Here is a 24,316-nt window from a genome sequence, read left to right as displayed (position 1 = left end):
CCCTAGTGCGGGCTTGGCAAGGACCAGCGCCAGCCGGTCACATCGGGAGAATCCATGCCGTGGGTGTGGGCATAGCGGCGGTGGCCGAGGATCTCTTCCTTCATCCGCTCCTTGACGTGGGCGGCGCGGGAGCCGAGGCCTGGCACCCGGTCGATCACATCGATCACCAGGTTGAAGCGGTCGATCTGGTTGTTCATCGCCAGCTCCAGCGGCGTGTTGATGTTGCCCTTCTCCTTGTAGCCCCGCACATGAATGTTGGGGTGGTTGGTGCGGCGGTAGGTGAGCCGGTGAATCAGCCACGGGTAGCCGTGGAAGTTGAAGATCACCGGTTTGTCGGTGGTGAACAGGCTGTCGAAATCCCGATCCGAGAGGCCATGGGGGTGCTCGCTCGGCTGGGTCAGGGCGAACAGCTTCACCACATTGATCACCCGGATCCGCAGCTTGGGAACCTCACGGTGGAGGATCTCCACCGCCGCCAGCACTTCCTTGGTGGGGATGTCGCCGGCGCAGGCCATCACCACATCGGGTTCATCGGGTTCATCCCCCTGGTCATCGTTGCTGGCCCAGCCCCAGAGACCGATACCCTTGGCCACGTGACTGCGGGCCTCCTCAAGGGTGAGGTACTGGAGATGCTTCTGCTTGTCGGAAACGATGATGTTGCAGACGTTCGTTTCCACGAGAGCCTCCTCCGCCACCGCCAGCAGGCAGTTGGCATCGGCCGGCAGGTAGACGCGCACCACATCGCCACTCTTGTTGCCGGCAAGGTCGATGAAGCCCGGGTCCTGGTGGGTGAAGCCGTTGTGATCCTGGCGCCAGACGGTGGAGGAGATCAGGCAATTCCAGGGCGCGATCGGCGCACGCCAGGTGGCATGGAGCTTGCAGGATTCCAGCCATTTGGCGTGCTGGTTGAACATCGAGGCGATCACGTGGGCGAAGGCCTCGTAGGTGTGGAAAAAGCCGTAGCGGCCGGTGAGCAGATAGCCCTCCATCATTCCGACCAGGGTGTGCTCTGAGAGCATCTCCACCACCCGTCCCTCGCGGGCCAGTTCACTGCCATTGAGGTCTTCGGGGAGGAACTCCTCCATCCAGACCTTCTTGCTGACCTCATAAATGGCCTGCAGCCGGTTGGAGGCGGTTTCATCGGGGCCGAACACCCGCAGGGAGTCGGGGTTGCGCACGATGGTGTCGCGCAGCAGGGCTCCCAGTGGTGCCGTGTTCTCGTGCTCACTCTGGCCTGGCCGTTCGATGTGCACGGCATGGTCCTCGATCGGTGCGAGCCGAAGACTGCGGCGCAAACGGCCGCCATTGGCATGGGGGCTGGAGCCCATCCGCCGCGCGCCCGTCGGTGAGAGGGCCTGCAGCTCGGGCCTGAGGGTGCCGTTGGCATCAAACAGCTCCTCGGGGCGGTAGCTGCGCAGCCAGTCCTGGAGCATGGTCAGTTGCTGGGGATCCTTGTTCGGTGCCGGCAGGGGCACCTGGTGGGAGCGCCAGAAATCTTCCAGCTTCTTGCCGTTGAGCTCGCGGGGGCCGGTCCAACCCTTGGGGGAGCGCAGCACGATCATCGGCCAGGCAGGCCGCACGGCCTCTCCGCTCTGGCGACAGTCCTGGCGCACCCGCTGGATGGTGGCGATGGCCTGGTCCATGGCGGCGGCCATGGCGTGGTGCATCTCCGCCGGCTCACTCCCCTCCACCAGGATCGGATCCCAGCCGTAGCCCCGCATCAGGCTCACCAGCTCCTCCCTGGGAATGCGGGCCAGCAGGGTGGGGTTGGCGATCTTGTAGCCGTTGAGGTGCAGCACTGGCAACACCGCCCCGTCAGTGATCGGGTTGAGGAATTTGTTGATGTGCCAGGAGGTGGCAAGGGGACCGGTCTCGGCCTCGCCATCCCCCACGCAGGCCAGGGCGATCAGATCAGGGTTGTCGAAAACGGCACCGCAGGCATGGGAGAGCACGTAACCGAGCTCACCGCCCTCATGGATCGAACCGGGGGTTTCGGGGGTGCAGTGGGAGCCGATGTGGCCTGGGAACGAGAACTGCTTGAAAAAGCGCTGCATCCCGCCCGCATCCTGCGACTTGTCGGGATAGACCTCGCTGTAGCTGCCGTCGAGGTAGGTGGGGCCCATCACGCCGGGGGCTCCATGCCCTGGCCCCGACAGGTAGATCATCTCCAGATCGTGGTGGCGGATCACCCGGTTGGCATGGGCCCAGATGAACGCCTGGCCAGGGCTTGATCCCCAGTGCCCCAGCAGACGGGCCTTGATGTGCTCAGGCCGGAGCGGCTCGGCCAGGAGGGGATTCTCCCGTAGATAGATCATCCCCACCGCCAGGTAGTTGGCGGCACGCCACCAGGCATCGAGAAGCTGGAGTTCCTGCTCGTGATCCATAGCCATGCCTGATGCCCATCGCCTGTTCAGTGCAGGCTCACATGAGCCTTGGGCTTTGCCAACGCGAGGTGTATCGACCCTGACAGCAGTGAGTCAGCACAGCGACGGCAGGCCTTGGCCTGGCCCAGGGTTGGTCTCATTACCACTCGAAGCTGAGCAGACGCCGCCCCGCGACCAGGGCACGGGCTTCATTGACTACCGCCTCGATCACATCCAGCCTGGCGTTGGGATGCCCTCCACACCCCCCCAGACCGCCACCATTCGTCAGCGAACCTGGTTGAGCCAGCGGCGCCCGGACGATTTCGGCCTGTTACGAAGCCCAACCGCCGGTAACGAAACCCCCGATCCCCGCTGGTGGCTTCAAGAAGGTTCCCTACGTTGCTCCTCAGTTGAACCCTGTCCTGTGGATCGTCCCTCAACCGCCACCCAGATCGTCGTCGCCTGCCTTGGGGCTGGTGTCGTCACCAGCTTCGCCGTGGCCCAGGGACAGAATCCCCTCACCGCCCTCGGCATCACCCTCTTCTCCGCCGTGGCAGCGGTGATGGTGGGCCAGGTGCTCTGACAGGCACAGATTTCGTTAAGCACCATGGATTGAATAGCCCGCTCGGAACTCCGGGCGGGCTTTTCAGTGAGGTGGCGCGGAACCAGTTCGGAGCGTTGCCAACCATCTCCACAGGAATTCTGGGAGTTGGGAAGCCATTGCTGCCTTGCATTTCCACGATCATGCGGTTGGCGTTGGTTAGTTCTTCCAGTAGTTATCGCTATGGGTTTAGGGGCAGACGGCAAACTTCAGACCCCCTCGGCGAACTCGAGCACTCCCACGTCGCCTTACTTGAGCATGCTGATCTTCCATGCAAGCCTTATGTCGCCATAAACGCGGACGCGACGACTGCCGTCCACAACCTCCTGATACCGTCGATGTTCGACGATTTGAGTCCATCTCGCCCCATCTTGGTTAGGATATAGAGCTCCTCTAGTATCAACTGCCCTGAGTTATAGACTGCTCGGACCATCGGAGTGGTACCACGTCGTTTGGCGCCATTGGCTATCCAGCCGTGCTCACCATTCAGATTTGTCCTCATTTTGGGACTTGCTCACATGAGGTGGAATTAGCGAGGCTGGCAAGGTTGGGGTTTTCAGGAATGCCCTGTAGGCGCGGGATCGCCCAGCAGACACACTGGTGCTTCAACTCCGGCCGATGATTGCCCAGCATCCCCCCGGGGCCGCTTTCGCTTCTCGCTCCCCATGTCGCCGCTCCCGTTCCTTTGCCGCGCCTTGGCCCTCTCGCTGGCGTCGGGGGCCGTGCTCACCGCCGCCGCCCAGCCGGCGGCCGCCTTGCAGGAGATCGATCTGCGGCTACCGATCCTGCAGACGAGCCTCTATATCCAGCTCAAGGAACTGACCAGCACCAGCAAGCTGTTTGCGGGCAACAGCGATCTGGCTGAGCTTGACCGGGCCACCAACGGGGCCGTCGGACGCAAGCTGGTCGAGCTGTTCAACGCCCCCCCTGCCGCTGCAGACCAAGGCGGTGGTCAACCAGGCTGTGGGCTCCCCCCTGCTCACCCAGGCCCTGCTATTGGTCTCCTCGCTCGGGGGCATCGATGGCCTGCCCTCCAGCCTCGGTGGCAAAGAGATCTCGCGGGCGCTCGACACCTCCGCCGCCAAGGGTCCGCTCACCATGCTGACCGTGCTCCAGGCGCTTCCAGGCAAGACGGCCTCGGTGGATCTGGATCGGGCCCTGTCCGCCGTCCAGCGCCTCGCCCGCCAGCTTCAGCCAGCCGATCGACTGCTGGCGGCCCAGTCGGCGGCCACAGTGAGCCCGTCGCTCAGCCAGGCTGGCCCCCTCAAGGTGCAGCGCGGCGAAACCACCATCCCGGTGCCCTACCGGCCGGACCTCCTGCGACTGGTGGTGATCAGTCCCACCCAGGGGAGCAACGGCCGACTGGTGGTGATCTCCCATGGCCTCTGGGATAGCCCCGCCAGCTTCGAGGGCTGGGCCAGTCACCTGGCCAGCTACGGCTACACCGTGCTGCTGCCCTATCACCCCGGCAGCGACCAGAGACAGCAGCAGGAGATGCTCTCCGGCAAGGTGCCGCCGCCGGGTCCCGCTGAACTGCGCCTGCGGCCCCTCGACGTGTCGGCCTTGATAGATGCGGCCGCAGCCGGCCAACTGGCTCTCGCACCGGGCCTGCGCACCGATGAGGTGGTGGTGCTGGGCCAGTCCTGGGGGGGCACCACCGCCCTGCAACTGGCGGGAGCCCGGCCCAGCTCCGCCCGGCTGAAGAAGCGATGCAGCGATCTCAATGATCCGTCCCGCAACCTGAGCTGGGTTCTCCAGTGCAGCTTCCTGAACTCCGCCGACCAGGCGGCCCTGGCTGATCGCCGGGTCAAGGCGGTGGTGGCGGTCAGTCCGCCGATGTCGCTGCTGTTCGATGCAGAGGCGATTCAAGGTATGAACGGCCAGGTGCTGGTGGTGAGCGGTAGCCGCGATTGGGTGGTGCCGCCGGGACCGGAGGCGATCTGGCCCATGGCCGCTGAGGTCCGCAATGGCGTCGGTGGCTATCGACTGGTGCTGGCCAAGGGCGGTGACCACTTCAACCTCGGCGCCCGCTACGAGGAAGGGGGTGGTCCCCTGCGGGGTCTGTTGCTGGCCTGGGTGAACGGGGCCTTTGCAGCTGGGGCCGTCGTAGCCCCCGGCTCCAAGTCCCCCGCGTTGTTGCCGCCTGACGGCTGGGGGGATGCCAGCGTCGCCCTGGCGGACGTCACTGGTCAGCTCCGGAGTTTCACGCCCTGAAGTTTCTCGGGGCCAGGCCCTCCCGGGCCAGAACCTTGCGATCGATGAATGGGTGTTGATCAAGGAGTCCACCATGGGCAGGTTTGCCGGCATCGACCTGATCAGCGACCGCATCCCGGATGAGACCACGATCCTGAGCCACTCCTTCTGAGAAGGCTTCCGCTACAGGCAGCTGCCGGAGAAACACAACCTCGGCGAGCTGATCTTTCAAAGGGTCAAGGTCCACCTGAAGCGTCTAGGCGTGATGATGCACCAGAGCGCAATCGTGGTGCCACATTGATCGCTACGGCCAGATTCTTCAAGAACAAGAGAGGAGAGCGGCATCCCGTGATGAACCGACCAAGGGTGGAAACCAGTAGATCAAGCACTTCGCAAAAGGGTTCGCCTACGCTATGAAGCTACATACTGATTTTGACAAGAACACAGGCCTTATCTACAGGCCTGATGCCACCACCGCCAAATCAAATGGCCGCATTCTAGCTGTCGAGATTCGACACCGCAATGCACTTACAAAGCGGAAGCTCCCATCCAAGACACCTTGATTATGGGTAGATAGGTTGCGCGAATGAGCCAGGGCTCAAAGCACGGTCAAACTGGAACATCCATTCCGGGCGATTAAGCAGCGATCTCGGTTCCGCAACCCCTTGTTGCGAAGGATAATCTAAAACAGCAATGAGGTTTTCACCCTGGTGGACCTGAACAATCTGATCATCCTTGTTGCCGCTTGATGTATGCGACTTGATCAGGGGGATTGAACCTGAGGACACCAACAATTCAGCCCGCCATTGGCCCCTTCAACCGATTCGGTTCAACCAGAGGCCGATCGCCACCCCGGCCAGGGCGGCACAACCGGCGATCGACACCGTGGTCAGCACCGTGGGAAGCACCGCTCGCTCACCGATCCGGGCGCGGCCGTAGCCCAGCAGCACCAGCAGCGCCAGGGTCATCAGCAACGACACCGGCCGGGCCTGCTCCAGCGGCAACAGCGCGAAGGCCAGCACCGGCGTGAGCCCCGCGAACAGATCCGAAACCAACATCCACAGCGCATGGGCCCACGGCTGCTGGCGACTGGAGGCGGAGGGCACCGCTGCGCGGCGCTCAAGTTCCGGCAGCGTCGCCGGCCGCTGCTGCAGGTCGCTCTCAATCGCCGCCAGGGTGGCCGGCTGCAGCCCCGTGCGGCCCAGGCGTCCCATCAGCGCGGTGATCTCGCCCGATGGATCAGCCCCCACGGCCCTCAGGCGGCGGCGGCTGTCCACCCGCTCCCGGTCCTGCTCCGACTGCAGGTCGAGGAACACCCCCGCCATCATCGAGACGGCGGCGGCCACGGCCCCGGAGGCACCCGCAATCAGCACGCTCTTGCCGGAGCTGGCTGTGAGTGCCACCCCGGCCACCAGGCCGAAGATCGACACGGTTCCGTCCTCCATCCCGAAGACGACATCCCCGATCGAGGCCTCGAACGAGGACCTGAGTGCACTGATGAGGTTCTGCCGTGGCATGGAGAGCGGGATTCAGTCGGACCTGTGCAGCCATCCTGCCGGGGGGCAAGGATGGGTGCCCCGCCTGGATCCTGTCGTGACCCTGATCGCCCAGCCGCTCGCCGGGCAGCAGCTCACTCCCGCCCAGGCGCCATGAACTACGTCGACTATTACGCCGCCCTGGAGGTGGAGCGCGGCGCCACGGCCGAGGAGATCCGCAAGGCCTACCGGCGCCTGGCCCGCCGCTACCACCCGGATGTCTCCAAGGAGGCTGACGCCGAGGAGCGCTTCAAGGCGATCAGCGAGGCCAACGAAACCCTCTCCGATCCCGAGAAACGCGAGGCCTACGACCAGCTCGGCCGCCACCGCACGGGCGAGAGCGTCCAGCCCAGCGCCGAATGGGACAGTCGCTTCTGGCAGGGCGCCCCCGGCGAAGACATCGACCTGGCCGAACTGCTTGAGCGCATCGGCTTTCATGGCGGCGCCCCCCGCCGCGGCCAGGATTTCGAGATCGCCACCAGCCTCAGCCTCGAGGACGCCGCCACGGGCACCGAGGTGAGCGTGGAGTTCAGCGTCCAGGAGCTGGGGGATGACGGCCGGGTGCAGCGCCGCCCCCACACCGCCCGGGTGCGCGTACCCAAGGGCATCAGCGATGGTGAGCGCCTGCGCGTGCCGGGCAAGGGCGGCCCGGGGCTGGGGGGCGGCAAACCCGGTGATCTCTACATCGACATCCGCCTGGCCCGCCATCCCCGCTTCGAGGTGGCCGGTCACGATCTTTATCTGCAGGTGCCCCTCGCCCCCTGGGAGGCGGTGCTCGGCGCCGAGATCGAGCTGCCCACCCTCGATGGGCGCCTGAAGCTGACCGTGAAACCCGGCGCCCGCGGCGGTCAGAAGCTGCGCCTGTCGGGCAAGGGTCTGCCCCGGCGTGGCGAGGGCGCCGGCGACCTCTACGCCGTGCTCCAGATCGTCACCCCCAGCGTGATCAGTGAGAAGGAGAAGCAGCTGTTCGAGGAACTCGCCGCCAGCTCCAGCTTCGATCCCCGTGCCCACCTCACCGGAGAGCCCAGCCATGTCTGACCTTCCCCTGAATCCGTCGAGCCCCGAGGAGGCGATCGACCTCGACGATCTGATCGCGAGCACCGGCCTGGTGCAGGCCGAGGTGATCGAGCTGGTGGAGCTGGGCGTGCTCGAAACCTGCGACGGCCGCACGGGCTTCCTCTTCTATTCCCGCACCGTGGTCCAGGCCCGCCGCGCCGCCCGCCTGCGCGACGACTTCGGCCTCAACACCCCCGGCATGGCCCTGGCGCTCACCTACCTGGAGCGGATCGAGCAGCTGGAACATCGCCTGCGGGTGCTGGAAGCCAGCCAGCCCCGCTGAGATGGAGAGCCAGTTGCTCACCCCCGAACCCGCCCTGTTCACCAGCATGTGCCGGAGCCTGGGCCTCGCCGGTGCCCCGCTGCTGGATCTGCCATTGCAGAACGATCTGGTGAACCTCGACAACGATCCGCAGGCGTTCGCGGAGCGCGTGAGCGCGCTGCTTCCCCTGAATCACTTCGCGCAACTGGGCGAGGCGGCAGGCTTCGTACAGAGCGGAACCGCCCTCACCTGTGGGGAGCTCACCATAAGCAGCACCGTCCACTCCGCCCTGGAGATCGAGCTCGGGGAGCATCCCTTCGCCTCCCTGGCCCTTCCCTATGCCGGGAACACCACGATCACGATCGAGGGGCGAGAACGCTTGATGCAGCCCGGTGCCACGGCGATCTACATGCCGGGCGAAGCCTTCAGCGGCCGCACGAACGCCTATGCAGGTGTGATGCTCAACCTGCCGCACCAGAGCCTGGCGCGCACGGCCCAGGCGATCGCCGGTGGTGAGGGGGCCGCTCGCCACTGCCGCCTCACCCTGCAACGGCCGCAGCTCCTGGCGAACGACACTTCGCTCCGTGCCGAGCTGCTGCTAAATCTGCGCCGCCTGCTCTCCGTGTACAACGGCTCAGCGCTGCTGGGCGGCTCCGGTATCCACAGCCTTGCCCTGGAGGATGCTCTCCAGCGGCTGGTGATCCTGTTGCTCTGTCCGGAACTTCTCGCCGAGACCGAAGCCGATCGGGTGGTGGCCAGGCTGGGCAGTACGGGCCGGGACAGGATCTTCGATGAGCTGATCGAGTGGATCCAGACCGATCTCACCCGGCCGCTCACCCTCTCGCAGCTGGAGCGGCGCAGCGGCTATTCGCGTCGCTCGCTGCAGTACATGTTCCGTTCCCGCTTCGGGCTGGGCCCGATGCAATGGCTACGTCAGCAACGCCTGCAGGCCGTCTGCCGCCGTCTGCGGGAGGGGGTGCCGGGCGACACGGTCGGAGCGATCGCCACCCGTTTCGGCTTCATCAGTTCATCGAGCTTCGCGAAGCTTTTTCAGATCAGCTTCGGACAGACGCCCTCGGAGCTGTTGCGAGCTTCCCAGCGGCGCAGCAGCTGATCCACCGATTGATCAGAGTTCAGAAAAACAATCGCGCCCGTCGGGGTGGTTGGTCCATGGGTGCGTCCGCCTCACGGCTGGGATGAATGCACCACTGACAGCGCGAGGGATCGGCCTGATCGCAACGGATCCCTGGCAGGGAGCGCAGCAGGGCTGGTGCGTCCGGCGGTGGCGGACAGGCCAGCAGGCTGGCATGGCAGCGCAGGGGTGCCGGCTGGGTGAGGCTTCGCGGAACGATGGAGTTAGACGCACCGGTCACGGCTGGGCCCAAGGCTGGGATGGTTGTTCTGACGTCAGGCACCACAGCTCAGACCAGCTGCAGGATGATGAGAAGGTTAAGGCTGTTGGCCAGCATGAGGATGAATGACTGAGCAGAATTGCGCGCCTGAATCCCGTTTGCGCCGCACGATCCAAGGGCGTCAACTGATCACATTATGGATCGATTGAGCGACCAAGTTGTTTGTAGGACTGTCCTTAACCTCTACATTTAGTCGTCACAGCCCAGGCCCATGGCCGACATCTCTCCGCAGCAGGCGCTGGAGCAACTGGCCGCCCAGGCACCCTTCCGGGGCCGTCATCTCCGCCTGTTTCTGATCTCGATCGGCGGCACCTTCATGGATGGCTACGCCACCTTGATGACCGGCGTCGCCCTGCCGCTGTTCAAGCTGCGGGAGGATCCCGACCCGGTGCAGGTGGGGCTGCTGGGCGCCGCCCTGGTGCTGGGGGCGGTGGTCGGGGCGATCCTCGGCGGCCACCTTGGGGATCGCCGTGGGCGGCGCTTCGTCTACCGCCTCGACATGGCGATCCTGGCGGTGGCCTTCCTGCTGCTGGCGGTGGCCTGGAATCCGCTCTCCGCCATCGCTTTCCAGCTGCTGGTGGGCCTCGGCATCGGCATGGATTTTCCGGTCAGCAGCGCCTACGTCTCGGAGCTGATGCCCGCCCGCCTGCGCACCCGCCTGCTCACCGCCACGATCAGCTTCCAGGCCGTCGGTGAACTGGTGGGAGCCGCCACGGCCTGGCTGCTCTTGCAACGCTGGCCCGAGCCGCAATCCTGGCGCTGGCTGCTGGGCTCGGGGGCGGCATTCGCCCTGCTGCTGCTGCTGGCCCGGCTCGGCATGCCCGAAAGCCCCCATTGGCTGATGGAGCAGGGCCGCAACCGGGAGGCCGCCCAGATCATCGCCAGCCTCAGCGACCAGCCCCGCGAGTCCGTGCTCGCCCTCGGGCGCCAGGCGGGCGAGCAGCTGGAAGCGGCCCCAGGCGCCACGGCTTCCGGTGCCACAGCCACGACCGCCAGCGGTTGGGGGCTGCTGTTCACCGGCGCCTACCGGCGCACCACCGCCCTCACGGCGGGCAGCTGGTTCCTGATGGACATCGCCACCTATGGGGTGGGGCTGTTCACCCCGATCATCCTGGCGGCGCTGCTGGGAAGCCCGGCGGGGCCTGCAGGTGCTGGCCGATCCGTGATCGCCAGCGAGTTCAGCACGATTTCGGGCACCGCTCTGGTGGACAGCTTCCTGCTGCTGGGCTTCGGGCTCGGCATCGTGCTGGTGCCGCGCTTCGGCCCGATCAGGATGCAGAGCATCGGCTTCCTCGGCATGGCGGCCGGCATGGCGATCCTCGCCTTCGGATCGCTGCTGCCGGAGGCGAACGCCCACCGCATCGGCCTGGTGTTCCTGGGCTTCATCGTCTTCAACCTGCTGATGAACGCCGGGCCGAACTCCACCACCTTCCTGCTGCCGGCGCATCTCTACCCCACCAGCGTGCGCGCCACCGGCGCCGGATTCGCCGCCGCCACGGGCAAGGTGGGCGCCACCCTGGGCATCTTCCTGTTGCCGATCGTGCGGGAGCGGGCCGGCATCACCACCGTGCTGGTGCTGATGGTGGCGGTGTCGCTGCTGGCCTGGTTCGTGACCGTGCTGTTCTCCCGCCACCTGCCCCGGGGCACCGGTTCGCTGGCCACCACCCTCACCCCAACCTGAAGGCAATGAGTTCTTCCAACGCTTCCCCCAGTGCTCCGGCCAGCATCGACCTGATCGGAGCCACCGCCCTCGGGGTGGGCGGGATGATGGGGGCTGGCCTCTACACGCTCCTGGGCCTGGCCGCCCGCAGCTCCGGGGTGCTGCTGCCGCTCGCCTTCCTGCTGGCCGGTGTTGCCGCCTGCTTCTCGGTCTATTCCTATGCCCGGCTGGGCACGGCCTTCCCCAGCCGCGGTGGCGGCGCCCACTTCCTGCTGGCCGCCCTGGGCGACACCGACCTCTGCGCCTCCCTCAACGTCTTTCAGTACGTCGCCTATCTGATCGCCACCTCGCTCTATGGGGCGGGCTTCTCGGAATACGTGGGGGCCCTGGCCGGCGGTCAGCTGCCCACGGTCGCCCTGCGGCTGATCGGGGCGGCGGCGGTGGTGGTGTTCACCGTGGTCAACCTGGTGGGGGCGCAGCTCGTGGATCGCTCCCAGAAGCTGATCATCGCCGCCGAGCTGGTGATCCTGGCCCTGCTGCTGCTGCTGGGCAGTGCCCACATCGATCCGGCCCGCCTCACCGCCACCCCATGGCCCAGCGGCGCCGGCGTGGTGACGGCTGCGGCCCTGCTCTATGTGACCTTCCAGGGCTTCGGGGTGGTGAGCAATGCCGCCCAGGACATGCGCTCACCGAAAACCCAGCTGCCGAAAGCGATGTTCATGGCGCTCGCCATTGTGCTGGTGGTGTATCTGCTGGTGAGCACCCTGGTGGTGACCCTGCTGCCCCTGGCCGAGATCGAGCGGGTCGCCGGCCATGTGCTCGCCAACGCCGGTGGTGCCGTGCTGGGCCGCACCGGCTTTCTCGTGATTGCCGCCGCCGCCATCCTGGCCACAGCCTCGGCGGTCAACGCCACCCTGTTCGCCTCGGCCAACATCGGCGCCGACCTGGCCAGCAGCCGCCAGCTGCCGGGCACCCTGGCCCGACCCTTCCTGCGCAGCGCCAACGTCTCGCTGCCCGTCTCGGCAGGGATAGTGATCCTGCTTGTTCTGTTCTTCCCGCTCGATGCCGTCGGGCAGATGACCAGCTTGGCGTTCCTGATCGTCTATGGGGCCGTCAGCGCCGCCCACTTGCGCGTGCGCGGCAAGACCGGCGCCCGCGCCTGGCCGCTGCTGCTGGCGGTGGTGATCAATGCCGCCCTGTTCGTGTCGCTGCTGATCGACACGATCCGCACCGGATCGCCCGCCACCTGGATCACCTTTCTGGCAGTGCTGGCTGGCAGCTTTGCGCTCACAACCGTGCTACGTCGCGGCCGCTGAGGCAAGGCTGTTCGTCCGCCAGCAGCCCTCACTCCGCCTGCAACTTCTGCTTGGCCTCCTCCAGCTCCTTGTGGGCAGCGTCGCTCAGCTCGGGATAGGCCAGGTTGAGTGATTCGAGCGTGTCGATCACCGCAGCCGCCACCACCAGCCGGGTGAACCACTTGTTGTCGGCCGGCACCACATACCAGGGGGCGCCCGGGCTGGAGGTGTGCTGGATCATCTCCTCATAGGCCGTCATGTAGTCGTCCCAGTAGGCGCGCTCCTTGATGTCGTTGGCGGAGAACTTCCAGTTCTTCTCAGGGGTATTCAACCGCTCCAGGAAGCGCCGTTTCTGCTCCTGCTTGGAGAGATGCAGGAAGAACTTGCGCACCACAACGCCGTTGCGGCCGAGATAGTCCTCGTAGTTGCGGATGTCCGTGAAGCGCTCCTTCCAGATGTCTTTGCCCACCAGCGCCGGCGGAATCGTCTCCTTGGCGAGCAGCTCGGGGTGCACTCGCACCACCAGGGTCTCCTCGTAGTAGCTGCGGTTGAAGATCCCGATCTGGCCACGCTCCGGCAGGGAGCCGTTGCAACGCCACAGGTAGTCGTGGTTGAGATCGACCGAGGAGGGCATCTTGAAGGAGCTCACCTGACAACCCTGCGGGTTCACTCCACTCATCACGTGCTTGATCGTGCCGTCCTTGCCGGCGGCATCGATCGCCTGAAACACAAGCAGCAGGGCCCAGCGGTCCTGGGCATAGAGCTTGTCCTGCAGGGCTGAGAGCATCGTCACCCCATCCGCCAACGCCTCTTTCGCCTCCGGCTTGTCACCCGAGCTGAAGTGAAGGGTGCTGCCGGGATCCACCGATTTCAGCTGAAACCCCTTGCCGTCACTCACCTTGAACGGGGCGCTGATGTGGTTGGCCTGCTTGAGGATGTCGTTCGGGTTCATGGGACGGACCAGGTGGGAGGAGGAGCGGTGGCGGAGCGGTGTTGGAGCGTGCTTGGCGCCGAGTGATCAGAGTTGGGCCGCCAGGGGCCTGGAGAAGAAACGGCGAGTGCGCCCCAGCAGCACGGAGCGCTCCGGGTCCATCAGCCTGTAGAGCGCAAGCTTCACCGCATCGAAGATCAGGAACCAGAGGAAGGCGTAGCCCCAGCTGGCGGCGGCCCAGCTCCAGCCCACGGGGCTCATCAGCCAGCCGTAGGTGCCCATCAAGGTGGAGAGCGCCACTGAGGCTCCGGTGGCCCAGAGCATCTTCGCCGCCGGCTTGATCGACCAGAACGGACCCCTCACCCGGGTGCAGTAGATCGTGAGCATGCCGCCGATGGCCAGCTGCAGATAGATCAGCGTCTGGACCTGATTGAGCGGCATGGCCAGCCGGTTGGCGACGAAGTCGTACAGCAGCATCGTTTCAACCACCCCAACCAAGCCGATCACACTCGACATGATCAGCAGTCGCGGCATGTCCCAGTGGAGCGGTTTGGACGGTGTCAGGGTGTTGTCGTAGGCGATCGTCACCATCGAGCCGTCGTTGATCAACGCCAGGATCACCAGCATGATCACTGTCACCGGATAGTTGCCGAACCAGAGAATCGCCAGGGTGGTGAAGATCAAGATGCGCACCGTTTCCACCACCCGGTAGAAGCAGTAGCTGTCCATGCGAAGGAAGATCTTGCGGCTGAGCCGGATCGCATCGATGATCACCGAGAGGCCCGGCGTCAGCAGCACGATGTCGGCGGCGGCGCGGGCGGCGTCGGTCGCTCCCGACACGGCGATGCCGCAGTTCGCCTCCTTGAGCGCCGGGGCGTCGTTGACGCCATCACCGGTCATCGCCACCACGTAGTTGTGGCTCTGCAACGTCTCGACGATGTGGAACTTGTCTTCGGGAAACACCTGGGCGAAGCCGTCGGCCTGCTCGATCTGCTGGGCCAGCGCACCCATCTGGCTGGCGGGGGTCTGGCGGAAGATCCCCGCGTCGAGCACGTTGTCAGGCAGGCCCAGCTCGTGGCACATCTCCCGGGCGATCAGCACCTGATCCCCCGTGACCATCTTCACCGGCACCCCCAGCTGGCCGGCGGCGGCCAGCGTTGCCTTCGAATCGGGCCGGGGCGGGTCGGAGAGCGACAGGATGCCGAGCATCTGCCAGGGGCCCTCACCCACCGCCTTGGCCACCCCCAGGGCCCGGAAGCCCCGGCCCGCCAGCGCCTCGATCTGGGCCTGTACCGGCTGGGCGATGGCGCTCTGATCCTTGATCAGCGCCAGGATCGCCTGCGGTGCCCCTTTGCTATAGCGGATCTGCTGGCCGGAGCGATCACTCACCTGCACCTCCGTGCGCTTGCCGACGGGATCGAAGGGGGTGTAGTGCTCGCGCTTGAAGTCCTTGAGGCTGGCCGGATCCTTGAGGCCCTTGAGCACGGTCTGATCGATCGCATCCCCCTCCTGCTGCTCACTGGCCAGGGCCGCGCCCAGCAGCAGCTCATCGGCGCCTATGCCCGGCAGGGTGAAGGGGGCGCCGAGGCTGAGCTGGTTGAGGGTGAGGGTGCCCGTCTTGTCGGAGCAGAGCATGTCCACACTGGCCAGCTCATCGATGGCCGAGAGCTTGGTCACCAACGCTCCCTTCTTGGCCAGGGCCTGGGCACCGATCGCCATGGTGACGGCCAGCACGGTGGGGGTGGCCAGCGGGATCGAGGCGACGGTGAGCACCAGGCAGTACTTGACCACCTGCAGGATGTTGTCGCCCAGGTGAATCCGCACCACCAGGATGCTGCTCACCAGCACCATATTGATCACGATCAGGTAGTCGGAGAGCTTCACCACCGCCTCCTGGAGGTGGTCGTTGCTCTCCGCTTCTCCCACCAGCTTGGCGGTCTTGCCGAAGAAGGTGTTGGCCCCTGTGGCGGTGACCAACCCTTCGGCGCGGCCCTGCTTGAGCACCGAGCCCGAATAGAGCAGATCGCCCTTGCCCCGCTTCACCGCCAGGGATTCACCGGTGAGGGCCGCCTGATCCACCTGCAGCGGATCGTCGGTGAGCACCGCCATGTCAGCGGGGATCACGGCGCCGATGGCGATGCGCACCCGATCGCCGGGCACCAGCGCTCGGGCGGGCAGCTTCTGCCACTGGCCGTCGCGCATCACCAGCGCCTCCAGCGCCAGCTTCGCCTTCAGGGCCGCCACGGCATCGCCGGCCGACGACTCCTCCACGTAGGCGATCACGGTGTTGCCGACCAGCAGCCCCAGGATGATTGCGAAATCCACCCAGTCGCCCACGATGGCGCAGAGCAGGATCGCCGCCTCGATCATCCAGGGCATCGGGCCCCAGAGATAGGAGAGCAGCATCGCCAGCTTGCTGCGCTTCTTCTCAGGTAGCGCATTTGGCCCTGTCTTCTTTAGCCTCTGTGTGGCCTCCGTACTGCTGAGGCCATCCCCGCTCGTATCGAGTTGCTTGAGCCGCTCGGGGAGAGTCGGCAATTTTTCATTAGTCATACAGCCAAAGAAGCATGCTGGTCCGCGGGGAATCGGGCCAGGCCAGTAGACAGACAGCATCGTGGCGATCGATGCCACCTATTTCCGTCCGCTCGTAACGAATCTGCAATCTGGAGTGGCCATCATTTGGCCAAGAACCGTCTTCAGAGACATTCATAAGCATCGCAACAGTTCAGCAACGCAGAACCAGTTCATTCGCGCAGAATGTTGTTCTACCCGCCACGCTGCTTGCGTTGGGGGCAGCTCCCCTATGGTTGAGGGGCATCGCGAGTCGATCATGTTGCTCCCCAGAGCTCTACGTCTGAACTTGCTGTTCAACCTCATGCTCAGCCTCCTGCTGCTTGGATCCATGGATCTCAGCTTCGGTCAACAGATGGAGGGAGGAGCGCCATTCTTCAATGACTCCGGCTCATCGCCTTTGTCTCCAGAAAGCACGGAGGAACTGCAGGAATCAATGCCGGAGTTGCAACTCTTCCCACCTCAGAACCCTTCCCAGGCTCTGCCTCCACTGGGTGAACCACTTGGGTCGCCGGAGCTCTGAGAACAAGCCCCATCGGCCTCTGCTTCGTTCAGGGCGCTTGATCCACGCTCAGCTGTTCAGGACCCTCACACTCAAGGACATCATTGTTTTCACTGCGGCGAGACAATGCGGGCGTGGACTATGCCCAGAGCGACTGGCGCAACGACATCAACGAAGAACGTCTGCTTCGGCAGCTGATCAGCCAGATGGGACCCCTGGCCGAGAGGGTTACTGATCCAGGCGTCCTGTTCCGGCTGCGATGCTTTCAGCCCATCACCTCCGACCTGTGACGAGCGACGGCAATCCTGCCCGGCAGGCCATGACCCCAGTTCAGCTGCGAGAGCTGATGCCCGCCCTGGCCAACAAGACCTACTTCAACTACGGAGGCCAGGGGCCGCTGCCCACGCCCTCGCTGAAGGCGATCACCGCCAGCTGGGAGCGGATCCAGGAGCTGGGGCCCTTCACCGCCGACATCTGGCCCTGGCTGGAGCAGGAGACAAGGGGGCTGCGAGGTGCGCTGGCCGCGCTCTGCGGGGTGCCGCCCGAGCGCCTGGCACTCACCGAGAACGTCACCAGTGGCTGTGTGCTGCCCCTGTGGGGCTTGCCCTGGCAAGCGGGCGATGAGCTGCTGATCAGCGATTGCGAGCATCCGGGCGTTGTGGCCGCCTGCCGTGAGCTCGCCCGCCGCGAAAAGCTGACGATCTCCACCCTGCAGGTGAAGGCCCTGCGGGGCGACCTGACCAGCACCAATGCCTCCGTGCTGGAGGCCCTCGAGAACAGCCTCACACCAACCACACGCCTGGTGGTGCTCTCCCAGCTGCTCTGGAACACCGGTCAGTTGATGCCGATTGCGGCTCTGGCCCAGCGGCTGGGGGAGCACCCGCGTCGGCCCTGGCTACTGGTGGATGCGGCTCAGTCGATGGGCAGCTTGCCGCTGGCGGAGGGCGGGGCGGAAGCCTTCGGCGCTGGTGCGGCATCCGTGGCCGATATCTACGCCTTCACCGGCCACAAGTGGTGCTGTGGCCCCGAGGGGCTGGGCGGTGTGGCGCTGTCGGAACGCCTGCTCCATGAGTCGCAGCCCACCATGGGCGGCTGGCGCAGCCTGGCCAACGAGAACATGGCTGGGAGCAGCGACGCCAGCAGTGCCTGGCACCACGATGCCCGGCGTTTCGAAGTGGCCACCTCCTGTGCTCCGCTGCTGGCGGGTCTGAGACAGTCCCTGGAGCTACTGGAGGCGGTAGCGCCGGCGCCGCAACGGCTGGAGCTGATCCAGGCGCGCAGCCACCAGCTCTGGCAGGGGCTTGGCCAGCTGCCGGGGGTGCATCCCCTTCTGGACGTGCCGCCACCGGCGGGACTGGTGAGCTTCGTGGTGGAGGGAGCGGATCCAGGGGAGCTGGTGCACCAGCTGGGGCAGCGGGCCATCTGGTTGCGCACCCTCGACGATCCCCATTGCCTCAGGGCCTGCACCCACATCACCACCACCGAAGAAGAGGTGGAGTTGCTGCTTGATGCCCTGGCCTAACTCAGCTGCTTGCGCCAGCTTGGTCAAGGAACATCATTTGGTCACCATTTGCTGTAAGCGATAAGCAAGGCGATCAGACTTTTTGGGTTGTCGTCCCTCCTTCCATGCGTGCCCCTCACCTGACGATGCATCCGTGCTTGTCACTGCTGGGTGCGGCAATACTCGGTGCCTCCTGTCTGATGGCATCGACCACACCAGCCTGGGCCAATCCCACCACTCCCACGAAGCAGCTGGAAGGAACCGCCACACCAGGAAGTGAGAAGCAATCCCCCTACGCCGCGGCCAAGGAAGCCCCCACACCTGTGGAGCCGATGGAAGGCACCCAGGCGCCTGGGAGCGAAAAGGAATCGCCCTATGCAGCTCCCAAGGAGAGTATTGCCTCTGCCCCCATGGTCGACACCGGCAAGCTTTGGGGCCTGCTGGTGCCGATCGTGCTGGCCACAGGCAGCTACCTGGTGCTGCGTAGCCGGGAAGGCAACGAAGACGCCTGAGTGCTCAGTCGCTGGGACCTTCGAGAAGGTGGCGGTGCACCCAGCCAGCCAACAGGGCACCGGCAATGGGCGCCAGCCAGAACAGCCACAGCTGGCCCACGGCATCACCTCCCACCCAGAAGGCCACGCCGGTGCTGCGGGCGGGGTTCACTGAGGTGTTGGTGACCGGAATGCTGATCAGGTGGATCAGCACCAGCGACAGACCGATCGGAACGCCTGCCAGGTCCTTGATCGCATCCCGGTGGGTGGTGCCAAGAATCACCAGCAGGAAGATGAAGGTGAGAACCACCTCGATCACCAGCGCCGGCAGCAATCCATAGCCACCGGGGGAGTGGGCCCCGAAACCGTTGGTCGCCAGGGGGTTGCTGCCGGTCAGCGCAAAGCCGGGTCGACCACTGGCAATGCCGAAAAGCAGTCCGCCGGCGATCAGGCCCCCCAGCACCTGAGCGACGATGTAGGGAAGAAGCTGTGAGCCTGGATGGCGGCCACTCGCCCAGAGGCCGAAGGTGACGGCGGGATTGATGTGGCAGCCAGAGATGTGGCCAATGGTGTATGCCATCGTCAGCAGGGTGAGGCCGAAAGCCAGCGACACCCCCAGGAAACCAAGACCCAGAGGATTGGCCTCGGCCTGGGCGTATGGGAATACGGCAGCCAGCACAGCACTGCCGCAGCCACCGAACACCAGCCAGAAGGTGCCGATCAGTTCAGCGAGGAACTTCCTCGACATGGGCACGGACGAAGCCATACGAAGGCGGAACGAAGAGCTGAAACCTGGCCAAGGTACGGGTCAGGACGCCGGGGGGAATCCATGAGCGGCCACTTTCTGACTCTGCCCGACCCTCAGCCGAGCCTGGAGCGCAGCGCCTGCTCCGCCTGCTCCCGGTCGTCGAAGTGGATCTTGGTGGTGCCCAGGATCTGGTAATCCTCATGGCCCTTGCCCGCGATCAGCACCAGATCGGCCGGGCCAGCCGCGGCGATGGCCGCCGCGATCGCCGCGGCCCGATCCACCTCCACCAGCAGGTCGGTGCCGGTCGGAATGCCCGCCACCACGTCGTCAAGGATGCGCTGGGGATCCTCTGTGCGGGGGTTGTCGGAGGTCACCACCACCCGGTCGGCCAGCCGCGCGGCGATCGCGGCCATCTGGGGGCGCTTGCCCCGGTCGCGGTCGCCGCCGCAGCCGAACACACAGACCAGCTGGCCCTGGGCGAAAGGCCGGCAGGCCGCCAGGGCATTCTCCAGACCATCGGGGGTGTGGGCGTAGTCGACCAGCACCGCCGGCAGCTCACTGGCCTCGGGCAGCTGCACCCGCTCCATCCGGCCGGGCACGCCCCGGAAACTGGGGATCGCCTCCAGCAGCTGATCCAGGGGCAATCCCTGCTGCTGCAGCACCCCTACCGCCTGAAGCAGGTTCATCAGGTTGAAGCGGCCCACCAGGGGTGAGCGGAATGTCCCGCGCCCCAGGGGCGTGATCAGGGTGCCACTCACCCCATCGGCCGCGAAGACCAGGTCTTCAAGCCGTAGCTCGGCCAGATCCTCGGGGCGCACGCCATCAACGGGCACAGCCAGGGAACTGCGCCAAAGACCCTCCCCAAGCGGCCCCGAGAGCCGCTCGGCCAGCCGCGCGCCCCAGGGGTCGTCGATGTTCACCACCGCCGTGCCATCCAGGCGCTCCGGCGAGAACAGACGCGCCTTCGCCTCGAAGTAGGCCTCCATCGAGGGGTGGTAGTCGAGGTGGTCCTGGGTGAGGTTGGTGAACACTGCACCGGCGAAATGGCAGCCGGCCACCCGGCGCTGGTCGAGGGCGTGGGAGCTCACCTCCATGGCAGCCAGCTGGGCTCCGGCCTCCACAGCACTGGCCAGCTGGCCCTGCAGCACATCGGCGAAGGCCGTGGTGTGCGACGCCGTGACGCTGTGCCCCGGCCAGCGGTTGATCAAGGTGCCGAACAGGGCCGTCGCCTGGCCGCAGCCGGCACTGAGGTGCTCGATCAAGTAGGTGGTGGTTGTCTTGCCGTTGGTGCCGGTGACACCGATCAGAACCAGCCGACGGCTGGGGTCGTGCCAGAACGAAGCCGCCAGCCGGCCGGCCCATTCCGCCACCGGCTCCTGCAGCACCAGCACAGGATCGGTTGGCGCCGGGGGGCACTGGGCCGCCGCCGCCGGCCCGATCAGCGCCGCCACCGCTCCCTGCTTCAGGGCGGCGGGCCAGAAGCTGCCCCCATCCACCTGCCCCCCCGGCAGACCGATGAAAAGCGTGCCGGCCGCGACGCTGCGGGAATCACAGCTCAGGCCGGTGACAACGGCATCAGGCAGCTGGGCAGGAATCGCCACAGCACAGTCCTGGAGGAGGGAATGGAGCAGCTGGGGCATCAGGAGGTCGTCCCCAGGGACGGGGGCCGGCGCGGTTGGATTTGGGCTGTTTTAGGCGCAGGGAGGCGGGCCAGGCAGCTCCACCAGACACTTCCGCAGCCAGCGCTGCAGGCCATCGCCCGCCAGCCGCGGCCCCACCCTCGGCAGGAGCTCAGGCCGCCCCTGTCGCACCACCGCCAGCAGTGGCACCTCCAGGCCGTAGCGGGCCTGGAGGTGGGGATCGTGATCCACATTCACCACCTCCAGTGGCGGAGGTGGCTCCAGTGCCCGCAGCCGTTCTTCCAAGCCATCGCACAGGCAGCAGCCGTCCCGGCTGTAGAGCAGCAGAGCCGGCCAGGGGGGCACGGGCAGGTTCACTCGGGCACCGGATCGCAACCGCAGGGGGTGAAGGGATGGCAGCGCAGCAGGCGCCTCAGGGTGAGCCAGCCACCCCGCCAGGGGCCATGGCGCTGGATCGCCTCAAGGCCATAGGCGCTGCAGCTGGGAATGAACCGGCAGCGGGGACCCAGCAGGGGCGAGAGCCAGCGGCGGTAGCCAGTGATCAGGGCGATCAGGGCAAGCTGCAGCGCCTGGCTGAGGCCTGCGATGCCAACGGATAGGATCGACAACTGGCGTTGCACGACCGGAAGCCTGGAGGACGCCTCCAGCATGCTCCCCGGCAGGTCCGGCCCACGGGCTGGCCTGCGCTTCGTTCCAGAACCCCGTCCTCTGTTTCTGTCTGCATGTCTCGCTACCGCGGTCCTCGCCTGAGGGTGACGCGGCGCTTGGGAGACCTTCCCGGTCTCACCCGTAAGTCCGCCAAGCGGGCTTATCCCCCCGGTCAGCACGGCCAAGCCCGTCGCAAGCGCTCCGAATACGCCATCCGCCTCGAAGAAAAGCAGAAGCTTCGCTTCAACTACGGCATCTCCGAGCGCCAGCTCGTGCGCTACGTGAAGAAAGCGCGCGCCCAGGAGGGTTCCACTGGAACCAACCTGCTGAAGCTGCTGGAGAACCGCCTCGACAACATCTGCTTCCGCCTCGGCTTCGGCCCCACCGTCCCTGGTGCCCGCCAGCTGGTGAACCACGGCCACATCACCGTGAACGGCCGTGTGGTCGATGTGCCCAGCTACCAATGCCGTGCCGGCGACGTGATCGTCGTGCGCGAACGCAAGGCCAGTCGCCAGCTCGCTGAAGGCAACCTGGAGTTTCCAGGTCTGGCCAACATCCCCCCCAACCTCGAACTCGACAAGAACAAGTTCACCGCCAAGGTCAACGGGCGGATCGAGCGCGAATGGGTCGCCCTGGAGATCAACGAACTGCTGGTGGTTGAGTTCTACAGCCGCAAGGTCTGAGTTCACGCCCGTCTGATCTGGCCCATCCAGGGACCAGCCAGGCCCAACAGCCACCCCCCGGCACAGAGCCCATGGCTCCTTGCCGGGGGCTTTTTCATGTTCCGGTGATTGGCACCAACGCTGCCTCGATGTAGGAGTGCGGCCTCTGCTCGGTGGCCAGGTAATAGAGCACCAGTAGCTCCCCCCGGTGATTCTCAACCATCTGGGGATAACCCATGTCGTAACTGAAGGGGTTGTCGCGGATCACCACCTCGGGTCCCCAGGTGCGGCCACGATCGCCGCTGAGGCGCAGCAGCAGCTGCTGCCGGCTGCGGTTGGCATAGGCGCAGGCCAGGCGTCCGTCGCGCAGCCGCACCAGTGCGCCGGGATTGCCGTTGTGGATTCCCGTCTGTGCGACACGGCCGAGCGACGACCAGCTGCTGCCGCCATCCTCGGAGGCGTAAGCCTCGATCCAGTTGGGCTTGTCCTCGCCGGCGCGTGGATCCTTGCGTCGCAGCACCGTGATCAGCGCGCCGCCACCCAGAGACACCAGGGACGGCATCACGGCGCGGTAGGGATCGCTCCAGGGAACCACCCAGGCGACAAAGCTGAACCGGCGACCACCGTCCTCGGTGCTTGCCACGAAGGTCTTGTCGAGACGGCTGGAATGGCGGCCCAGCCGTGGATCCTGGGCGGAGAGGAAGACCTGGGCGGAGCGTTCGCCGGTGATCCGGTAGCAGGTGCGGGAGGTGAGCACCAGCCCCTTGAGCGCGGGCTCGCTCTCGAGGCCTTTGAAAGGGAACGGCCCGCGCCAGGACAGACCACGATCGGAGGACACGAAGAAACCGCCCAGCCGCTCCTCGCCTGAGCCGGAGTCTCCCGCCACCACCCGCAGCGCCAGATCAGAATCATCGAAGCGGATCGGGGCTTCCAGCTGTTGCGGGCCGCCGGCTCGGCCCACAAACGGGGTCGGCATCTCCGACACCCAGCTCAGGCCTCCATCGCGGGAACGGACCAGCCGGTTGGTCTGGGGGCTGCCGATGCGGTGCCCCTCCTTCTCAACCCACGGCCCCTCGCTGTAGCCCACCAGGACTTCGCGACCACCATCCCATGACCAGCAGCCGTTGTTGGCCGGCCAGGCCAGAAAACGGCCTTCCTCGCCGGCCGCCACAGCAAAACGGATGCCGGTGACCCGGGGCTGGGCCCCGAGCCGGGGGGAGAAAGCCAGCATCGACCCGACTGTCAGGCCACCAAGCCGGCGCAGCAGAACCCTCCTGGACAGAATCCCGCCGGCACCGGCGGGAGCGTCGCGCCGCGCTGACACCACCGGCCTCAGATCCCGATCAGGGTCTCCAGGGCAGCCGTCACATCGGCCTGGCGCATCAGAGCCTCGCCCACCAGCACCGCATCGGCGCCGGCGCCCATCACCCGATCGAGATCATCCCGGCTGCCCAGCCCCGACTCGCTCACCAGCAGAGCGCCCTTCTGGCGCAGACGCTCCCCGTAACGGGCCATCAATTCCTCGGTGGTGGCCAGGTCGGTGTGGAAGCTGGTGAGATCGCGGTTGTTGATGCCGACCATCTCCACCCCCTCAAGCGCCAGTGCCCGCTCCATCTCGGCGCCGTCGTGCACCTCCAGCAGCACCGCCAAGCCAAGGGCATGGGCCACCTTCAGCAGGTAGGAGAGGTCCTGGTCGGAGAGGATGGCGGCGATCAGCAAGGCGGCATCGGCCCCGGCGGCGCGGGCCTGATAAAGCTGGTAAGGGGTGAGGATGAAGTCCTTGCAAAGCAGAGGCAGCTCCACCGCTTGGCGCACCTCAACCAGCACCTCGAACCCCCCCTGGAAGAAGGCCTTGTCGGTGAGCACCGAAAGGCAGCTCGCCCCGCCCGCCTGGTAGGCGCGGGCGATGGCCACGGGATCGAAGTCTTCGCGGATGACCCCCTTGCTAGGGCTTGCCTTCTTCACCTCGGCGATCACGGCCGGTTTGCGGCAACTGGCCCGCAGGGCTGCCACGAAGTCACGGCAGGAGGGGAGATCCGCCACCTGCTGCTTGAGCTTCTCAAGTGGCACGCGATCGCGCGAGGCGGTCAGCTCACGGTCCTTCTCCCAGAGGATCTCTTCGAGGATGTGGCGCGGGGCTGCCTCCTCATGGGGAATGCCGAATTGCAGGTGGGCCACCCGCACGGGCGGATTGGGCGGGCGACGACGGATCTCCAAGGACTGGCGGCAGTGGACGCATGAAGTG

Annotated in this window: 22 protein-coding genes; 11 read left to right on the top strand and 11 right to left on the bottom strand. The window is 65.9% G+C overall.

Annotation, left to right across the window (positions count from 1 at the left end):
* Positions 1-2 precede the first annotated feature (2 nt).
* Positions 3-2,390: a phosphoketolase gene (locus tag CJZ82_RS02860; RefSeq protein WP_094554286.1), complete on the bottom strand. Its 2,388-nt coding sequence runs from the start codon at positions 2,388-2,390 to the stop codon at positions 3-5.
* Positions 2,391-2,514: 124 nt separating this feature from the next.
* Here CJZ82_RS02860 and CJZ82_RS02855 point away from each other — a divergent pair, with 124 nt between their 5' ends.
* Together CJZ82_RS02855 and CJZ82_RS02850 are read left to right on the top strand one after the other, a co-directional pair.
* Complete coding sequence (locus CJZ82_RS02855; protein WP_094554285.1) at positions 2,515-2,946, top strand: hypothetical protein; 432 nt, start codon at positions 2,515-2,517, stop codon at positions 2,944-2,946.
* A 966-nt stretch (positions 2,947-3,912) separates the two neighbouring features.
* Positions 3,913-5,178, top strand: a complete 1,266-nt coding sequence (locus tag CJZ82_RS02850; RefSeq protein ID WP_233129996.1) for an alpha/beta fold hydrolase — start codon at positions 3,913-3,915, stop codon at positions 5,176-5,178.
* Positions 5,179-5,972: 794 nt separating this feature from the next.
* On the opposite strand, the gene CJZ82_RS02840 is transcribed toward CJZ82_RS02850, so the two are convergent.
* Positions 5,973-6,674, bottom strand: coding sequence for a VIT1/CCC1 transporter family protein (locus CJZ82_RS02840; protein WP_094554283.1), 702 nt, complete (start codon positions 6,672-6,674; stop codon positions 5,973-5,975).
* Positions 6,675-6,806: 132 nt separating this feature from the next.
* Between CJZ82_RS02840 and CJZ82_RS02835 the strand changes: the two genes are divergently transcribed.
* From CJZ82_RS02835 to CJZ82_RS02825, 3 genes are read left to right on the top strand one after another with little or no spacing between them, the layout of a single operon-like run.
* The gene (locus CJZ82_RS02835) at positions 6,807-7,730 is read left to right on the top strand and encodes a DnaJ C-terminal domain-containing protein (RefSeq protein WP_094554282.1); all 924 of its coding nucleotides are present in this window, start codon (positions 6,807-6,809) and stop codon (positions 7,728-7,730) included.
* Positions 7,723-8,031 carry a chaperone modulator CbpM gene (locus tag CJZ82_RS02830; RefSeq protein ID WP_094554281.1) on the top strand — a complete coding sequence of 103 codons (309 nt, stop codon included), beginning with the start codon at positions 7,723-7,725 and terminating at the stop codon, positions 8,029-8,031. The genes CJZ82_RS02835 and CJZ82_RS02830 overlap by 8 nt, the downstream gene beginning before the upstream one ends.
* A 1-nt stretch (position 8,032) precedes the next feature.
* A complete protein-coding gene (locus CJZ82_RS02825; RefSeq protein ID WP_094554280.1) occupies positions 8,033-9,124 on the top strand; it encodes a helix-turn-helix domain-containing protein in 1,092 nt (363 codons plus the stop codon).
* Positions 9,125-9,143: 19 nt separating this feature from the next.
* On the opposite strand, the gene CJZ82_RS17650 is transcribed toward CJZ82_RS02825, so the two are convergent.
* Positions 9,144-9,383, bottom strand: coding sequence for a hypothetical protein (locus tag CJZ82_RS17650; RefSeq protein ID WP_143593519.1), 240 nt, complete (start codon positions 9,381-9,383; stop codon positions 9,144-9,146).
* Between the two features lie 250 nt (positions 9,384-9,633).
* On the opposite strand from CJZ82_RS17650, the gene CJZ82_RS02820 reads away from it, so the two are divergent.
* Positions 9,634-11,103, top strand: a complete 1,470-nt coding sequence (locus CJZ82_RS02820; RefSeq protein WP_094554279.1) for an MFS transporter — start codon at positions 9,634-9,636, stop codon at positions 11,101-11,103.
* 5 nt (positions 11,104-11,108) lie between these two features.
* Positions 11,109-12,398 carry an APC family permease gene (locus tag CJZ82_RS02815; RefSeq protein ID WP_094554278.1) on the top strand — a complete coding sequence of 430 codons (1,290 nt, stop codon included), beginning with the start codon at positions 11,109-11,111 and terminating at the stop codon, positions 12,396-12,398.
* 28 nt (positions 12,399-12,426) lie between these two features.
* Here the strand turns inward: CJZ82_RS02815 and CJZ82_RS02810 are convergent, their stop codons facing one another.
* Both CJZ82_RS02810 and CJZ82_RS02805 read right to left on the bottom strand, forming a co-directional pair.
* Positions 12,427-13,329, bottom strand: a complete 903-nt coding sequence (locus CJZ82_RS02810; RefSeq protein WP_094554277.1) for a polyphosphate kinase 2 family protein — start codon at positions 13,327-13,329, stop codon at positions 12,427-12,429.
* A gap of 66 nt (positions 13,330-13,395) precedes the next feature.
* On the bottom strand, positions 13,396-15,861 hold the full coding sequence (locus CJZ82_RS02805) for a plasma-membrane proton-efflux P-type ATPase (RefSeq protein ID WP_094554276.1): 2,466 nt from the start codon (positions 15,859-15,861) through the stop codon (positions 13,396-13,398).
* 654 nt (positions 15,862-16,515) lie between these two features.
* On the opposite strand from CJZ82_RS02805, the gene CJZ82_RS18220 reads away from it, so the two are divergent.
* From CJZ82_RS18220 to CJZ82_RS02785, 3 genes are all read left to right on the top strand, one after another.
* Entirely contained in the window at positions 16,516-16,671 is a 156-nt protein-coding gene (locus CJZ82_RS18220) for a hypothetical protein (protein WP_158218478.1), read from the top strand.
* Positions 16,672-16,700: 29 nt separating this feature from the next.
* Complete coding sequence (locus CJZ82_RS02790) at positions 16,701-17,903, top strand: aminotransferase class V-fold PLP-dependent enzyme (RefSeq protein ID WP_233129995.1); 1,203 nt, start codon at positions 16,701-16,703, stop codon at positions 17,901-17,903.
* Between the two features lie 179 nt (positions 17,904-18,082).
* Entirely contained in the window at positions 18,083-18,394 is a 312-nt protein-coding gene (locus CJZ82_RS02785; RefSeq protein WP_143593518.1) for a hypothetical protein, read from the top strand.
* 4 nt (positions 18,395-18,398) lie between these two features.
* Here the strand turns inward: CJZ82_RS02785 and aqpZ are convergent, their stop codons facing one another.
* From aqpZ to yidD, 4 genes are all read right to left on the bottom strand, one after another.
* Positions 18,399-19,139: an aquaporin Z gene (aqpZ, locus tag CJZ82_RS02780; RefSeq protein WP_255380715.1), complete on the bottom strand. Its 741-nt coding sequence runs from the start codon at positions 19,137-19,139 to the stop codon at positions 18,399-18,401.
* A gap of 95 nt (positions 19,140-19,234) precedes the next feature.
* On the bottom strand, positions 19,235-20,761 hold the full coding sequence (locus tag CJZ82_RS02775) for a UDP-N-acetylmuramoyl-L-alanyl-D-glutamate--2,6-diaminopimelate ligase (RefSeq protein ID WP_094554272.1): 1,527 nt from the start codon (positions 20,759-20,761) through the stop codon (positions 19,235-19,237).
* A 51-nt stretch (positions 20,762-20,812) separates the two neighbouring features.
* Positions 20,813-21,112 (bottom strand): glutaredoxin family protein, encoded by a 300-nt coding sequence (locus tag CJZ82_RS02770; protein ID WP_233130008.1) that lies wholly within the window; start codon positions 21,110-21,112, stop codon positions 20,813-20,815.
* Positions 21,113-21,114: 2 nt separating this feature from the next.
* Positions 21,115-21,411, bottom strand: coding sequence for a membrane protein insertion efficiency factor YidD (gene yidD / locus CJZ82_RS02765; protein ID WP_094554270.1), 297 nt, complete (start codon positions 21,409-21,411; stop codon positions 21,115-21,117).
* 72 nt (positions 21,412-21,483) lie between these two features.
* Here yidD and rpsD point away from each other — a divergent pair, with 72 nt between their 5' ends.
* Complete coding sequence (gene rpsD, locus CJZ82_RS02760) at positions 21,484-22,092, top strand: 30S ribosomal protein S4 (RefSeq protein ID WP_094554269.1); 609 nt, start codon at positions 21,484-21,486, stop codon at positions 22,090-22,092.
* Between the two features lie 94 nt (positions 22,093-22,186).
* Here the strand turns inward: rpsD and CJZ82_RS02755 are convergent, their stop codons facing one another.
* A complete protein-coding gene (locus tag CJZ82_RS02755) occupies positions 22,187-23,302 on the bottom strand; it encodes a sialidase family protein (protein WP_158218477.1) in 1,116 nt (371 codons plus the stop codon).
* 101 nt (positions 23,303-23,403) lie between these two features.
* Entirely contained in the window at positions 23,404-24,288 is an 885-nt protein-coding gene (trpC, locus tag CJZ82_RS02750; protein ID WP_094554267.1) for an indole-3-glycerol phosphate synthase TrpC, read from the bottom strand.
* Positions 24,289-24,316 lie beyond the last annotated feature (28 nt).

This window comes from Synechococcus sp. 1G10, assembly GCF_002252625.1.
Lineage (GTDB): Bacteria > Cyanobacteriota > Cyanobacteriia > PCC-6307 > Cyanobiaceae > Regnicoccus_A.
The sequence above is the reverse complement of the archived record's forward strand: the minus strand, read 5'-3'. Positions and strand labels throughout refer to the sequence as shown.

Bases quoted from the DNA above. Each gene is read 5' to 3' on its own strand.
- CJZ82_RS02860 (WP_094554286.1), bottom strand. From the start codon at position 2,390: ATGGCTATGGATCACGAGCAGGAACTCCAGCTTCTCGATGCCTGGTGG.
- CJZ82_RS02840 (WP_094554283.1), bottom strand. From the start codon at position 6,674: ATGCCACGGCAGAACCTCATCAGTGCACTCAGGTCCTCGTTCGAGGCC.
- CJZ82_RS02835 (WP_094554282.1), top strand. From the start codon at position 6,807: ATGAACTACGTCGACTATTACGCCGCCCTGGAGGTGGAGCGCGGCGCC.
- CJZ82_RS02830 (WP_094554281.1), top strand. From the start codon at position 7,723: ATGTCTGACCTTCCCCTGAATCCGTCGAGCCCCGAGGAGGCGATCGAC.
- CJZ82_RS02825 (WP_094554280.1), top strand. From the start codon at position 8,033: ATGGAGAGCCAGTTGCTCACCCCCGAACCCGCCCTGTTCACCAGCATG.
- CJZ82_RS02820 (WP_094554279.1), top strand. From the start codon at position 9,634: ATGGCCGACATCTCTCCGCAGCAGGCGCTGGAGCAACTGGCCGCCCAG.
- CJZ82_RS02815 (WP_094554278.1), top strand. From the start codon at position 11,109: ATGAGTTCTTCCAACGCTTCCCCCAGTGCTCCGGCCAGCATCGACCTG.
- CJZ82_RS02810 (WP_094554277.1), bottom strand. From the start codon at position 13,329: ATGAACCCGAACGACATCCTCAAGCAGGCCAACCACATCAGCGCCCCG.
- CJZ82_RS02805 (WP_094554276.1), bottom strand. From the start codon at position 15,861: ATGACTAATGAAAAATTGCCGACTCTCCCCGAGCGGCTCAAGCAACTC.
- CJZ82_RS02790 (WP_233129995.1), top strand. From the start codon at position 16,701: ATGACCCCAGTTCAGCTGCGAGAGCTGATGCCCGCCCTGGCCAACAAG.
- CJZ82_RS02785 (WP_143593518.1), top strand. From the start codon at position 18,083: ATGGCATCGACCACACCAGCCTGGGCCAATCCCACCACTCCCACGAAG.
- aqpZ (WP_255380715.1), bottom strand. From the start codon at position 19,139: ATGGCTTCGTCCGTGCCCATGTCGAGGAAGTTCCTCGCTGAACTGATC.
- CJZ82_RS02775 (WP_094554272.1), bottom strand. From the start codon at position 20,761: ATGCCCCAGCTGCTCCATTCCCTCCTCCAGGACTGTGCTGTGGCGATT.
- yidD (WP_094554270.1), bottom strand. From the start codon at position 21,411: ATGCTGGAGGCGTCCTCCAGGCTTCCGGTCGTGCAACGCCAGTTGTCG.
- rpsD (WP_094554269.1), top strand. From the start codon at position 21,484: ATGTCTCGCTACCGCGGTCCTCGCCTGAGGGTGACGCGGCGCTTGGGA.
- CJZ82_RS02755 (WP_158218477.1), bottom strand. From the start codon at position 23,302: ATGCTGGCTTTCTCCCCCCGGCTCGGGGCCCAGCCCCGGGTCACCGGC.